The 13,022-nt window shown below is 60.3% G+C and carries 15 protein-coding genes; 6 read left to right on the forward strand and 9 right to left on the reverse strand.

Annotation, left to right across the window (positions count from 1 at the left end):
- Positions 1 to 25: 25 nt before the first annotated feature.
- Complete coding sequence (locus F6V25_RS06095; protein ID WP_151127732.1) at positions 26 to 670, forward strand: DJ-1/PfpI family protein; 645 nt, start codon at positions 26 to 28, stop codon at positions 668 to 670.
- Between the two features lie 192 nt (positions 671 to 862).
- Here F6V25_RS06095 and polA read toward each other — a convergent pair whose 3' ends face one another.
- The 3 genes from polA to F6V25_RS06110 all read right to left on the reverse strand — a co-directional run bounded on the left by polA (position 863) and on the right by F6V25_RS06110 (position 4,706).
- A complete protein-coding gene (gene polA, locus F6V25_RS06100) occupies positions 863 to 3,628 on the reverse strand; it encodes a DNA polymerase I (RefSeq protein WP_151127733.1) in 2,766 nt (921 codons plus the stop codon).
- Positions 3,625 to 3,813 (reverse strand): DUF4177 domain-containing protein, encoded by a 189-nt coding sequence (locus F6V25_RS06105; RefSeq protein WP_151127734.1) that lies wholly within the window; start codon positions 3,811 to 3,813, stop codon positions 3,625 to 3,627. The genes polA and F6V25_RS06105 overlap by 4 nt, the downstream gene beginning before the upstream one ends.
- A 113-nt stretch (positions 3,814 to 3,926) precedes the next feature.
- On the reverse strand, positions 3,927 to 4,706 hold the full coding sequence (locus tag F6V25_RS06110; protein WP_151127735.1) for an IclR family transcriptional regulator: 780 nt from the start codon (positions 4,704 to 4,706) through the stop codon (positions 3,927 to 3,929).
- Between the two features lie 233 nt (positions 4,707 to 4,939).
- On the opposite strand from F6V25_RS06110, the gene F6V25_RS06115 reads away from it, so the two are divergent.
- The 5 genes from F6V25_RS06115 to F6V25_RS06135 all read left to right on the forward strand — a co-directional run bounded on the left by F6V25_RS06115 (position 4,940) and on the right by F6V25_RS06135 (position 7,456).
- A complete protein-coding gene (locus F6V25_RS06115) occupies positions 4,940 to 5,395 on the forward strand; it encodes a universal stress protein (protein WP_151127736.1) in 456 nt (151 codons plus the stop codon).
- Positions 5,396 to 5,434: 39 nt separating this feature from the next.
- Positions 5,435 to 6,232 carry a polysaccharide deacetylase family protein gene (locus tag F6V25_RS06120; RefSeq protein ID WP_151127737.1) on the forward strand — a complete coding sequence of 266 codons (798 nt, stop codon included), beginning with the start codon at positions 5,435 to 5,437 and terminating at the stop codon, positions 6,230 to 6,232.
- Positions 6,233 to 6,238: 6 nt separating this feature from the next.
- The gene (locus F6V25_RS06125) at positions 6,239 to 6,433 is read left to right on the forward strand and encodes a hypothetical protein (RefSeq protein ID WP_151127738.1); all 195 of its coding nucleotides are present in this window, start codon (positions 6,239 to 6,241) and stop codon (positions 6,431 to 6,433) included.
- Between the two features lie 169 nt (positions 6,434 to 6,602).
- Positions 6,603 to 7,112, forward strand: coding sequence for a MarR family winged helix-turn-helix transcriptional regulator (locus F6V25_RS06130; RefSeq protein ID WP_151127739.1), 510 nt, complete (start codon positions 6,603 to 6,605; stop codon positions 7,110 to 7,112).
- Positions 7,113 to 7,174: 62 nt separating this feature from the next.
- Positions 7,175 to 7,456, forward strand: a complete 282-nt coding sequence (locus tag F6V25_RS06135; protein ID WP_151127740.1) for a PilZ domain-containing protein — start codon at positions 7,175 to 7,177, stop codon at positions 7,454 to 7,456.
- Between the two features lie 105 nt (positions 7,457 to 7,561).
- Here the strand turns inward: F6V25_RS06135 and proC are convergent, their stop codons facing one another.
- The 6 genes from proC to F6V25_RS06165 all read right to left on the reverse strand — a co-directional run bounded on the left by proC (position 7,562) and on the right by F6V25_RS06165 (position 12,922).
- Positions 7,562 to 8,374, reverse strand: coding sequence for a pyrroline-5-carboxylate reductase (gene proC / locus F6V25_RS06140; RefSeq protein WP_151127741.1), 813 nt, complete (start codon positions 8,372 to 8,374; stop codon positions 7,562 to 7,564).
- 24 nt (positions 8,375 to 8,398) lie between these two features.
- Positions 8,399 to 8,782 carry an EamA family transporter gene (locus F6V25_RS06145; protein WP_149306742.1) on the reverse strand — a complete coding sequence of 128 codons (384 nt, stop codon included), beginning with the start codon at positions 8,780 to 8,782 and terminating at the stop codon, positions 8,399 to 8,401.
- Positions 8,775 to 9,641 (reverse strand): hopanoid biosynthesis-associated protein HpnK, encoded by an 867-nt coding sequence (hpnK, locus tag F6V25_RS06150; protein WP_151127742.1) that lies wholly within the window; start codon positions 9,639 to 9,641, stop codon positions 8,775 to 8,777. Before hpnK ends, F6V25_RS06145 begins: the two co-directional genes overlap by 8 nt.
- Before the next feature lie 16 nt (positions 9,642 to 9,657).
- Positions 9,658 to 11,079 (reverse strand): hopanoid biosynthesis associated radical SAM protein HpnJ, encoded by a 1,422-nt coding sequence (hpnJ, locus tag F6V25_RS06155; RefSeq protein WP_151127743.1) that lies wholly within the window; start codon positions 11,077 to 11,079, stop codon positions 9,658 to 9,660.
- 248 nt (positions 11,080 to 11,327) lie between these two features.
- Positions 11,328 to 12,179 (reverse strand): alpha/beta fold hydrolase, encoded by an 852-nt coding sequence (locus F6V25_RS06160; protein ID WP_151127744.1) that lies wholly within the window; start codon positions 12,177 to 12,179, stop codon positions 11,328 to 11,330.
- Positions 12,161 to 12,922, reverse strand: a complete 762-nt coding sequence (locus F6V25_RS06165) for a DUF4350 domain-containing protein (protein WP_151127745.1) — start codon at positions 12,920 to 12,922, stop codon at positions 12,161 to 12,163. Before F6V25_RS06165 ends, F6V25_RS06160 begins: the two co-directional genes overlap by 19 nt.
- Positions 12,923 to 13,022 lie beyond the last annotated feature (100 nt).

Here is a 13,022-nt window from a genome sequence, read left to right on the forward strand (position 1 = left end):
CACCACGGGAGAGCGGGAGGGACTCATGGAGAGGAAACGGGTGGGGATCGTGTTGTTCGACGCCGTTGAGGTGCTCGACTTCTGCGGACCGTACGAGGTCTTTTCCGCGGTGCGGCGTGACGAGGCGAAGCGGCGCGAGGAGCCTTCCCCCTTCGAACTGCTGCTGGTGGCCGAGAAAAGCGGTACCGTGACCACCCCGGGGGGGATGAGGGTCACGCCCGACGCCACCTTTTCGACCTGCCCCCGGTTGGATGTCCTGGTCGTGCCGGGCGGCTGGGGCACCCGCAGGGAACTGGGCAATCCGGCCATGCTCCAGTGGCTGCGGGAGCGCAATGCCGAGGTGGAAACGCTGGCCTCGGTCTGCACCGGGGCCATGCTGCTGGGCTCTGCCGGCCTGCTCGACGGGCTGCACGCCACTACCCACTGGCGCTCCCTGGATTGGATGCGCGACTCGTTTCCCGCCGTGACGGTGGAATACGGCCAGCATGTGGTGGAGGACGGTCGGGTCGTCACGTCAGCCGGCATCTCGGCGGGGATCGACATGGCGCTCAAGGTGGTTGCCCGCTACCACGGCGAGAAGGTGGCGCGGGCCACGGCCCGGCACATGGAGTATCCCTATCCCGACAGCAATGCGCGCAGGGTGCCGTTGCCGCCTCTCGCAGGCTGTTGAAAACCTCAGGTTGTTCAAAAATAGTCAGATCGTTGCCTCCGCAGAAGGCCCTGCGGAGGCGTAGCAGCGCTACGCCGCACAATTCAGCTTGCTGAATTGGACCGCGAAGGCGCCCGAAGGGTGAGGCCAAAGGCCTCAGTCACAAAAGGGCTTTCGAGGACGGCTGCGAGATGGCTATTTTTCAACAACCTGCTAGTGCGCCTCGCTCCAGTTCTTCCCATAGCTGATGTCCACCTTGAGCGGCACCTTCAGCTCCACGGCGCGGGACATCTCCTCCTCCACCAAGCGTTCCATGGGGAGCAGTTCCTCCTCCGGTATCTCGAAGACCAGTTCGTCATGCACCTGCATGGTCAGGCGGCTCTTCAGCCCCTCGGCCCGTATCCGTCCGTCCACGCGGATCATGGCGCTCTTGATGATGTCGGCCGCCGAGCCCTGGATGGGGTAGTTGATGGCGTTGCGCTGGGCGAAGGCCCGCACGTTGCCGTTCGTGCTGTGGATATCCGGTATGGGAAGCCGCCGATCCAGGATGGTTGTGACGTATCCGGTCTCTTCCGCCTGGCGGATGCAGGAGTCCAGGAAGCCGACCGCGCCGCTGTGGCGCTCCTTGTAGGCGGCGATGAACTCCTCGGCCGTCTTGCGGGCAATGCCCAACTGCTTTGCCAAGCTGAAGGCACCCTGGCCGTAGATGATGCCGAAGTTGATGGTCTTGGCCTGGCGGCGCATCTCGCTGGTGACCATCTCGGGGAACAGGCCGAAGACCTCGGCCGCGGTGCGGGTGTGGATGTCTTCGTCGTGGGCGAAGGCGTGGCAGAAAACCGGGTCGCCGGAGAGGTGGGCCAGTACGCGCAGTTCGATCTGGGAGTAGTCGGCCGAGAGGATGACGTGCCCCGGCGGGGCGATGAAGGCGTGGCGGATACGGCGCCCCTCATCGGTGCGGACCGGGATGTTCTGCAGGTTGGGATCGGAGGACGAGAGCCGTCCGGTGGCGGTGACGGTCTGGTTGTAAGAGGTGTGCACCCGGCCGGTCCTGGGGCAGACCAGGCGCTCCAGGGCGTCGCTGTAGGTGGACTTGAGCTTGGTCAGGCCCCGGTAATCCACGATCAGGCGGGCGACCTCATGCTCCTCGGCCAGGGCGCTCAGCACCTCGTTGTCCGTGGACCAGCCGGTCTTGCCCTTGGTCTTCTTGCCGGTTTTCAGCCCCATGCGTTCGAAGAGTACCTCGCCCAGCTGCTTGGGAGAATTGAGATTGAAGGGGGCGCCGGCGATGGCGAAGATCTGCCCCTCCAGTTCCGCAAGGCGCGTTGAAAAGTCCCGGGAAAGTTCCTTCAGCATCTCCCTGTCGAGCAATACTCCGTAATTTTCCATATCGGCCAGGATCGTCACCAGCGGCATCTCTATGGTATGGAAAAGCTGTTCAAGGCCGGTTTCAGCCAGTTGTGGTTCGAATTTGCGCCGCAGGAGCCAGGTGGCGTCCGCATCTTCGCAGGCATAGGTGGAGGCGGCCTCCACCGCCACCTGGGAAAAATTCTTCTGTCCCTTGCCGGTACCGGTCACCTCGCTGTAGCTGATCATGCGGTGGTTGAGGTGTTCTTGGGCCAGGGCGTCCAGGCCGTGTCCGCTCCGGGCCGGGTTGAGCACATAGGAGGCCAGCATGGTGTCGAACCAGACGCCCGCGACCGTAATGCCGCTGTTGGCCAGCACCTGCATATCGAACTTGATGTTCTGGCCGACCTTGCGCAGCCCGGGATTTACGAACAGGGGGCGCAGGCGTTCCAGCACCCGGTCCCGCGGGAGCTGATCGGGGGCAAGCGGGGCGACACCCTCGCCCTGTTCCCCGGCTTGAGAGTGCGCCGCAAACAACGTCCCCTCCGCGTCGGGAAGAGACGGGGAGGGGGATGCGGCTATGTGCCCCACCGGGATATAGTAGGCCTCATGGTCGCGAAAGGAGAACGACAGGCCGACGATCTCGCCCAGGCGCGGGTCGAGGCTGGTGGTCTCCAGGTCAAAGGCGAATTCGCCGGCCTGCTCCAGGGCCGCGGCCAACGCCTCCAGTTCCCCGGCCGCGGTGACGGTCCGGTACCCCTCACTGGAGAGGGTTGCGTGACCGGTCATCTCCTTGATCAGGGTGGTGAAACCGTACTGTTTGAAAAAGGCGTTCAGGGCCGGGGTGTCCGGTTCCCGGGCGGTCAGTTCATCCAGGTTGATTTCCAGCGGTACGTTGCGCTCGATGGTGGCCAGCTTGCGCGACAGGAGCGCCTGGTCGCGGAATTCCCGCAGTTTTTCGCCATTCTTTCCCTTTACCTCGCCCGCCCGTTCCAAAAGGGCATCCAGGGTGCCGAACTCCTGAAGCAGCTTGATGGCGGTCTTCTCACCGATGCCCGGTACGCCGGGGATGTTGTCCGAACTGTCGCCGGCCAGACCGAGGATGTCCGGCACCAGATCAGGCACGACGCCGAAGCGCTCGCTCACCTCCGCAAGACCCGACCGCTTGTCCTTCATGGTGTCCAGCAATGTGACTTTTTCCGTCACAATCTGCATCAGGTCCTTGTCGCCGGTCACCACCACGACCCGGCCGCCATTGGCGCTGTAACGGGCGGCCAGGGCGCCGATGATGTCATCCGCCTCGAACCCCTCCAACTCCAGGGCCGGGATGTTGAAGGCGCGCACCACCTCGCGGATCGGGCCGACCTGCTGGCGCAGGTCATCCGGCATGGCGGCCCGGTTGGCCTTGTATTCCGGGTACATTTCGGTGCGGAAGGTGATCCTGCCGGCATCGAAGACCACCGCCAACTGCTTGGGATCGTGATCCTTGATCAACTTGAGCAACATCTGAATGAAGCCGTAGATGGCGTTGGTCGGATGGCCGCTGGGAGATGACAGGTGGCGGATGGCGTAATAAGCCCGGTAGATGTAGGAGGAACCATCGATCAGGTAGAGGGTGTCGTCGTGGCTGTTCATGGTGCGTTTTTCTCCGCCTGTTCCCGCGTGAACAGCACAAAGGCCATGCTCGGCCTCCGGCTGGACTCGCGCATGGCAAATTGCATGCTGTCGAAGCGCCATCCCTTGGCGCTCCATTCGTTGAGCGTCTCCTCGATGGCCTCTTCGGTAACGGTACCCAGTTCGATCACTTTATAGGTCGGCATGTTCGTACCTCGGCGTTTTCGGCAATAGTAGCCAACGACGGGCATATCTTCAAGCGGAAACGAAGAAGGCGGCCTGAAAGCCGCCCTCGTTGTGGACATGATGGTTGGTGTCGTTATTGAAAACCGAGCTTGGAGGATATCTCCTTGGCGGCCTTTGTCACCAGCGGGATGAGTTCCTTTTCCAGTCGTTCGTCCGTGAAGCGCATGGACGGACCGGAGATGCTGACCGCGCCGATGATCCGGCGGGTATAGTCGCGGATCGGCGCACTGACGCACTTGACGCCCACATCCAGTTCCTCGTTGTCGATGGCGTAGCCCTGCTCGGCGATGGTCTTCAACTGCTTTTTGAGGAGGTCGCGGTCGGTGACGGTATTTTTTGTGTACTGCTTGATCTCTTTGGGAGGGAGGTAGTTTTCCAACTCCTCATCGCTCATATGGGCGATCTGAACCTTGCCCGCGGCGGTGCAGTAGGCCGGCAGCCTTGAGCCGACCCGCGGGACGACGCGGACGGTCATGTCGGTCTCCACCGCATCCAGGTAGATGATGTTGAAGTCCTTGAGGATCGCCACGTAGGTGGTCTCGTTGCACTCCTTGACCAGGGCTTCCAAAATCGGTTTCGACTGACGCAGAAGGCCCATCTGGCGGATGAAGGTCTGCCCGAGTTCCAGGGTTTTGAGGCCGAGGCGATAGTTCTCGGTTACACGGTTCTGCTCGATGTAACCCCGTGCCTCCAGCGTCGCAAGAAGCCTGAATACGTTGTTTTTATGCAGTTTCAAGCGTTTGCTGAGTTCGGTGACGCCCAACTCGTCCGTTTCGCCGTGGAATTGCTCCAGCAGGTCAAGGGCGTGGGAGACGGCCTGAATGAGATATTCCGCTTTTTCTTTCTTTGCCATGGTCGGTACCCTGTTTCGTTAGATGTATAATGAAAAAAAGGTGGAAACAAGATCGTGAAATTTAATGAAAAAATCTAACCTGTTCAAAAAACTGCTGAAAAAAAGATAGATCGACATAAATGTAGAATAATGTTTTATAATTGTCAAGTCCTAAAAATTGCATTATATTCCTAATAAGGGGTGAGAAGTCTTTCCCTGACAAATGGGTATGAATAAAACATGCGGGGTGCGGCATGCTGAACCTGAGAAAAAAGATACTCGTCGCCATCGACGGTTCGCCGCAATCGGATAAGGCGGCCGAAGAAGCGGTCAGACTTGCCGCCGGCAACAAAAGCCAGTTCAAGAGCCACATCTATGCCATGCTGGTGTTGCCCAACTCCCCGACGTCAACCTACACCGATTTCGTGCCCTCCGCCCCGGTCACCGAGACGGCACAGTGGGACGATCTGCGCCGCCGCATCTTTTACGTCATCGAGAAAAGTGCTTCCGAGCACGATATTCCCCTGGAGATGATCGTCGAGTACGGTGAACCGGCCGAGAAACTGATCGAATTTGCCAGGCGCGAGCACATCGATGTGATCGCTATCGGCAGTTCGGGCAAGGGGTTCATCCAGCGCCGCCTCAAGGGAAGCGTTTCCCACCGCGTGGCAAGCAGCGCCCCCTGCTCCGTGTATATCGTCAGGGGGTGACCCCCCCCGGCGGCCAAATTTTTTTCAGAAAGGTTGTGTATGCTGTTGTTGCGTTTCGTATGCTGTCTGTTGATCGCCGTTTCTTCCTGGTTTGCCGCCCCTTCCGCTTCCGCCGCCGAAGAGTTCCGCGTTCCGATCCTGCTCTACCACCGTTTCGGCCCCACGGTTGCCGACGGCATGACCGTTACGACCCCGGTATTCGAGTCCCATATGAAATACCTGCACGACAACGGTTATACCGTTATCCCGCTCCGTCGTCTTGTGGACTATTACCGCGGCAAGGCCCCGGCTCCAAAACCGAAATCGGTGGTCATTGTTACGGATGATGCCCATAAATCCGTGTATAGCTACATGCTGCCCGTTATTCGCACGTATGGCTACCCGGTTACGGTCTTTGCCTACCCTTCCGCCATTTCCAACGCAAAATACGCCATGACCTGGGAACAGTTGCGGGAACTGAAGAAGACGGGGCTCTTCGATATCCAGTCCCATACCTACTGGCATCCGAACTTCAAGAAAGAACGGAAAAAGCTCAGCAGTGCTGCCTATGACAAGCTCGTCACGACGCAGCTTCTGAAGTCCAAGGTCAAACTCGAGTCGGAGCTTGGCGCAAAGGTTGACCTGCTCGCCTGGCCTTTCGGCATCTACGACGATTACCTGATCAAAAAGGCCGTTGAGGCCGGCTATGTGGCCAGCTTCACCATTGAGCGCCGTCATGCGACGCCCCACGACCCGATCATGAAACTCCCCCGCTACCTGCTGATCAACGCCGACAGCGGCAAGGCGTTCATCCGGCTTTTGGAGGGGAATGCCGTCAAACGGAACGTTGTCTACTAGGCTGCCATGACCGGGGAAAACGAGAAAAAGCATCCCTGTCCCGATTGCACCTACTGCCAGTGGTGCTCCGACGACCGCTGCCGGCTCTGTCGCAACAGGAGCGCCTGTTGCCGTCGCAAACTGTCCCTCGCCGAGCAGATCGCCCTGTATGAATCGCTTAACAAGCCTGCCGGCGGCCCCGGGCCGAACGACAAGGAGTGATGCAGCCCGTACCGCCCCTGTTTCCCGGTTGCCGCCGTTGTCGGTATACGAGCGTCATCATGTCTGGACGAGGGGCGTCAAGACATTTATAATCAACGCCAGCATGAACGACGACATGCCGTGTGGCCTGAACCTCTCTTCCCTGGGTGGGCCGCGCAAAAGGAGCCGTATGCAACCAACACCCGCTTTGGTCGCGGAAATTATCGACAATCTGCGGCGCGTATTTCAAGTCGTTAACGAGCAATCCAAGAGGGTTGAACGGGAAACCGGCCTGACGGGCCCGCAATTGTGGGCAATCAAGGTGATTGCCGAAAACGCGCCGATCAAGATATCGGAACTGGCCCGTAGGATGTACCTGCATCCCGCCACTATCGTCGGGATCGTCGACCGGCTTGAAAAACGGGGGCTCGTTGAACGGGAACGGTGCAGCAAGGACCGGCGGGTGGTGCATGTCGGGCTGACGGACGCGGGCAGGCAGGTTGTGATGACATCGCCGGAGGTGGCCCAGGGGCTTCTCGTGAGGGGGCTGGAAGTCCTGCCTGACGTGGAGTTACGTGCGATTGCGGGTGGTTTCGAGCGGATGGTCAAGATATTGGGTGCTCAGGAGATTCCTCCCCACCTGCTCCTGTCTCCCGAGGTCAACCTGCCGCGAAACCGGCCGTTGGCCGGTCAGAAATAGAGAACACTTCGAAAGGGGCCGCGGCGATATCTCTTTACAGGGGCGGCCGTACGGGATGGGGAATGGATAATACGCGCATTAGCGAACGGATTGAAGCCCCGCTGGATATAAAAGTCACCTGGCCCGCGACGCAGCAGGTCAAACGGGCTGTTACCAGGGACTTCAGCGATAGCGGGGCGTTTGTCCTCGTTGCGTTCGAGCCCCGTCCACCGGTGGATGCCGAAATGCACCTGCAACTGAACGGATTGGTTCTGGGCAAGGAACCGCCGGTGCTCAAGGCGCGGGTGGTGCGGGTCACGGACGAGGGGGTGGCATTCCGGTTTGTACGGGATGAGGCGGAGTGAACCTGAAAAGGGCGTTTTGAACGGGGATGCCTGGAGAAACGCCGATATAGGGAAGACAAGCAGAACGGGCGGCCCTGGAGCCGCCCGTTCTGCTTTACGGAAGGACTATTTTCCCGATAATTCTTTTGAACGTTGGCTGGCGCTGTCCACGGCGTCCATGATAAGACCCCGGAAACGTCCGTTTTCCAGGGTGTGCAGGCCCGCGATGGTGGTCCCGCCGGGGGATGTCACCTTTTCCCGCAGCAGTGCCGGGTGCTCGCCGGTTTCCGCTGCCATGCGGGCAGAACCGACCACGGTCTGCACCGCCAACTGGGCGGCAACGTCCCGCGGCAAGCCGTTTTTTACCCCGGCATCGGCTAAGGCCTCTATGAAGGCAAAGACATAGGCCGGGCCGCTACCGGACAGTCCGGTTACCGCATCCATCAGTTTTTCCGCGAGGGTGACGACCGTGCCGACCCGGGAGAAAATCTCACGGGCAATCTCCAGATCCTGCTGTGTGGCTTTTCGGCCGGGGCAGATGGCCGTGGCTGCTGCCTGGATCAGGGCCGGGGTATTGGGCATCACCCGCACGACCCGTGCGCCGTTGTTGAAGCTTTCCTCGATAAAGCCGGTCGAAATGCCGGCCATGATGGAGATGATCAGTTTGTCCGGCGAGATGACCTGTTCCAGTCCGGCCAGGACACTGGCCGCCACCTGAGGTTTTACGGCCAGGAGGAGGATGTCGGCCCGGCGGGCAATGTCAAGATTTTCCTCGTGAAGTTCCACACCGTAGGTGCTGGCGAGGAACTCCCTGCGGAGCGGGGTGGGCTCGGCCACCATGATGGCGGCCGGCGAAAAGCCTCCGGCCAGGAGACCCTTGATGATCGCCTCGGCCATGTTGCCGCCGCCAATGAATCCGATAGTCTTTCCGTCAAGCATGGTTATGCTCCTTTGTCGGCGCCACTACTGCGCTCCGCCACTTTTGGTGATCATCATCACCCCGACGCAGACCAGTACGGTACCGGCCCAACGGAGGGGCGTCACGGTTTCATGCAGGAAATACTGGGAAAGGAACGCCACCAGCACATAGTTGAGGGCCTGCATGGGGAGCGCCACCGACAGGTCCTCCCAGGAAAGCACCGCCAACCAGAGGAAGAAAAAAATGGCCAGCATGACGGTGCCCATCATGAGCTTGGGGGTGGTCAGCGCCCTGAACGCGGTATCCATGATGCCCCGCAGGTTCATGGCCGATATGTCCCCCATCTCCTTCATCCCCTTGGCCAGCAGGATATCGCCCACGGTTCCGGCGCTTACCGCCATGAACATGATAATCACGGTCTTAAACATACGGTTTCCTGTCTCCCCGATAATTGGTCAATTCAATTTCTAAAGCAGCAAGTTTCTGCCTGATCCGCCGGCTGGTGATGGCTGCCAGTTCGTCTTCATGGTGGTAATCCGGCATACGGCGGGTGATCTCGCTGTCCGGCAGGCAACCGGGATGGAAGTAGATCTCCGTCAGCCCCTCGTCCAGTCCGTCCAGGATGTTGAGGAGGTACTCTTCGTTCATCCGCCCGGAGTTGAGTACCCCCTTGACCTCCCCTGCATGGCGGATGCCCAGCCGCTTCAGCGCCGGCAGGGCTTGGGAGGAGAGTGCCCCGAAAATGACCCGCTCCAGGGCCTTTCCCGCGATGCGCTCGCGGTTGAAGGTCAGGTTGTGCATGAGGCGCTCCCGCGAGAGGCGGAAACTGGTGATGCCGTAGCGGGGCATCAACTCCCGGAGGAACGCGAATACCGTGGGGTGCAGATGGATATTGAGGTGGCCGTCGATGTGGGTCACCGGGATACCGGCATCCTTCACGCGCCTGATCTGGGCCTCGATCTCCCGTTGCAACTGTTTGTACAGCCCCTTGTCGAAGAAATAGCGCATGCCGGCGGCCACGGGGTTGTCCCTGAAGGCGCCCGCCTCATCCACCAGACCGGGGATTTTATCGGTTGGCAGCACGGCCGAACCCTGGACCAGGGTCAGATGCACGCCCACCTGCAGGCCGGGGTTGCGGCGGGCAATCCCCACCGCTTCGTCGAACGCTGCTGCCCCGGGCATGATCGAGGCGCAGGTCAGGATGCCGTCGCGCCACGCCTTCTCCACGGCGGCATTGACGCCGGGGGAGAGGCCGAAGTCGTCGGAGGTGATGATGAGCTGTTTCATGCCGGTATGATGCGCTTTACGGCGCTGTCTGCTTGCGCTTGCGCATGTAGTCAAGGTACTGTTTGCCTTCCTTGAGCAGCTTTCTGCGTTCCTCGCCGTTGACGATCATCTTGCCGATACTGCGCAGGATGTATTTCGGCCGGAAGTAGAACTTGTTGTAGAACTCTTCCACCGCCTTGAAGATCTCGGCGTTGGAGAGGTGGGGGTAGTTGATGACGCACATCTGGTGCCCGGTGTCGTCGATGTAGGCGTCCGAGGCGATCCAGCCCTCCCGCTTGCACTGCTCGAAGAACTCGGTGCCGGGGTAGGGGGAGGCCAGAGAAACCTGGATCGACTCCAGATCCAGCATCTTGGCGTAGGCGATGGTTTCCTGAATGGTCTCCTTCGTTTCGCCCGGCAGCCCCATGATAAAGGCGCCATGAATGGTGATCCCCAGTTTTTTGCAATCCTTGACGAACTGGATGGCCTGCTCCTTGGTGACCCCCTTCTTGATGTTCTTGAGGATCTGGGCGTTGCCGCTCTCGAAACCGACGATGACGTGATGCAGGCCGGCGTCGCGCATGACCTTGAGGGTCTCGTAGTCGCAGTTGGCGCGGGCATTGATCACCCATGAGACGCCCAGGGGCTTGATCAGTTCGGCTACGGCGCGGGCGTGTTTCTTGTCCGCCGAGAAGGTGTCGTCGTCAAAGGAGATGTCCCGAACCTCGGGGAGGTTCTCCTTGATCCATTTGACCTCCTCAAAGACGCTCTGGGGGGAGCGGGTGCGCATCTTCTGGCCGGAATAGGTCTGGGGCCAAAGGCAGAAGGTACATTTGGCCGGGCAGCCCCGGCTGGTGTAGATCGCCACATACGGGCTCTTGAAGTGTGGAATGACGTATTCCTTGATCGGCAGGTCGCGCTTGTAGATCGGCGCCACGAACGGCAGCGCGTCCAGATCGGTCAGAATCGGCCGGTCCGGGGTATTCACCGCCGTGCCGTCGCGCAGGAAGCTGATCCCCTCGATGCTCTCCCACTCCCGCCCCTCGCACAGCTCCTTGATGGCGTAATCGAACTCGCCGCGGCAGACGATGTCGATGACGCCTGCGCCGGCCTTGAGGGATTCCTCCGGCAGGATGGTGACGTGCGGGCCGGTCAGGACCGTGACGGTTGCCGGCTTCTGGGCTTTGATGCGGCGGGCGGTCTCGATATCGATCTTCAGGGTCGGCGTGGAGGTGTACATGACCACCAGGTCGTAATCCTTGGCAATAGCCAGGCACTCCTCGATGGAGAGACGCTGCACCGGTGCGTCGACGACGCGGCTCCCCTCAATCATCCCGGCCGGATAACAGAGCCAGGTGGGGTACCAGAATGAGGTCACCTCGCGTGATGCCTGGTAGCGGGCGCCGGCGCCGCCGTCAAAGTCCTCGAAGGTGGGGGGATTTAAAAAGAGTGGTTTCATTTCAACTCCTTACAGCTATTGTAAAAGTATAAACTTACAGATATTCGCCGATTAAGTCAAGGCATACCATTGTCGTAGCGGCAAAACGGAAGAGGGGCGGCCGCTTTGACCACCCCTCTTCCGGAAACCGAACGGCTGTTGCCCGCTACTTAAACAACGGTCATGGCTGTTGTGAACAGGGTCTTCTTCATGAGGCACCTCCCCCAAAAAAACACATTGACTTCTTTTAACGGTTCCGTTCCGGCCTGTCAACCGGTCTTGCCGGACAGGAACGCCCGGATCAGGTTGAAAGTCCTTTCGGGTCGCTCCTCGTGGGGGTTATGGCCGCAGTCGGCGATGGTGGTGAGTCGGGAACCGGCTATCTCCTGGTGCAGTTTGTGCCCCTGCCACGGTTTGACGACCCGGTCGTGCTCTCCCCACAGGATCTGGACCGGAATGGCGAGACCGGCATATCGACGGGTCATCTGTTCCGCATCATCCGGTATCATCTGCCGTACGGTTTCCGCCAGGGCGCGGGCCGCCGCCAACCCCCTGTACCCGGCGGCGTAGCGTTCGACGAGCCGCTCCGTAATCCGTTCATGCCGGTAAAAGACCGATTCAAGCCCCTTGCGGGCGAGCCGGCGTGGAGACAGGAATGCCATGAACAGGGGGCCGAGAAACGGGATGCGCAGGATACGCATGAAGCGGGGAAACGCCTGGGGGAATCCGGGGGAATCGATCAGGACCAGACGGGAGATCTGCGGGCAGTCCAGGGCTGCGGACATCCCCACCAACCCGCCGAAGGAGTGGCCCACCACACTCACGCCGCTCAAGTCGCGGGAACGGATATACGCACTGACGATATGGGCGTTGTGCTGGGTGGAATAATCGCCCCGGCACTGTTTCAGCGACCCGCCGTGTCCCTTGAGGTCCAACAGATGGAGGGTGTACTCGCCGGCCGGGAAAAACGGGACGAGGTCATCCCAGGTATGCAGCGAAGCGGCAAAGCCGTGCAGGAACAGGATGTGGTGGCGGCCGCTTCCGACCACACGGTAATGGATGCGGTCGCCGGAGAAGGGGTGAAAGCATCCCTCCCCGGCCGTTAGTGTCTGGTCAGCCATATTCCCAGATTGGTTGCCAGTTTCCGGTTGTTGTCATCCAGAAAACGGTTCTGGAAGATGGCGTCGTCTCCGAATACCGTAAACTCGCCTTTTCCCAGGGGCCCCATGACGATGACCGCGAAGGCGCCCACGGCGTCCCCCTTGGACAGAACCTTGTCGCCGTTCAGGTCAACCCAGGCCTCGGGCGAGGTGCGGGCGATGGCGCTGGATGACGTGCCGGGCCTGATGGCCCAGACGCCATAGGCCGAGAAGCTGCTGACCCCCGAGAAGAGGGGATTTGGGGAAAGGTCGGTGACGCGGAAGTTGAGGTCGCTATCGATGACGTTTTGGCGCTCATGCAGGACCGAGTTGGAAAAATCGATTCCCAGCCGGGCCAGCAGGTTGCCCAGGGGAGGGGCTATGTGCAGCATGACGGCCAATCTCCCCCCGTTCTGCACAAAACGGGCAACCGCCTCGACCTCCTCCGGCTGGAGCGGTTTGAAAGCGCCGGATATGACCAACCCGGCTGCGCCCTTGAGGAGCTCGTCGCTCAGGGGGGCTGTGGTCGTCGTGATGGTAGCGCCGGAGGCCCGCAGGGTGTCGGCCAGCTTTGAGAGTTGGAGTTCCCCCGGGTCGCCGGTCGTAAAACGCTGACCGTGCCCCTGGTCGAAAATGACGGTCGGGGGCACCACTGCGGCAAACGATGGTAAAACGGTCAGAATCAGTGCGAATATGAGGCTAAGTGTGAGTGTCGTTTTGCTCATTCAGGGAATTCCTCCTATGAAACAAGACGTTGTAGGTCTTTTATAGGTCCTGGCCAATAATTTTGCAAGAATTTCTTTTCCTGACTCCGCCGGGTGTGGT

It is taken from the genome of Oryzomonas japonica (assembly GCF_008802365.1).
GTDB classification, from domain to species: domain Bacteria; phylum Desulfobacterota; class Desulfuromonadia; order Geobacterales; family Pseudopelobacteraceae; genus Oryzomonas; species Oryzomonas japonica.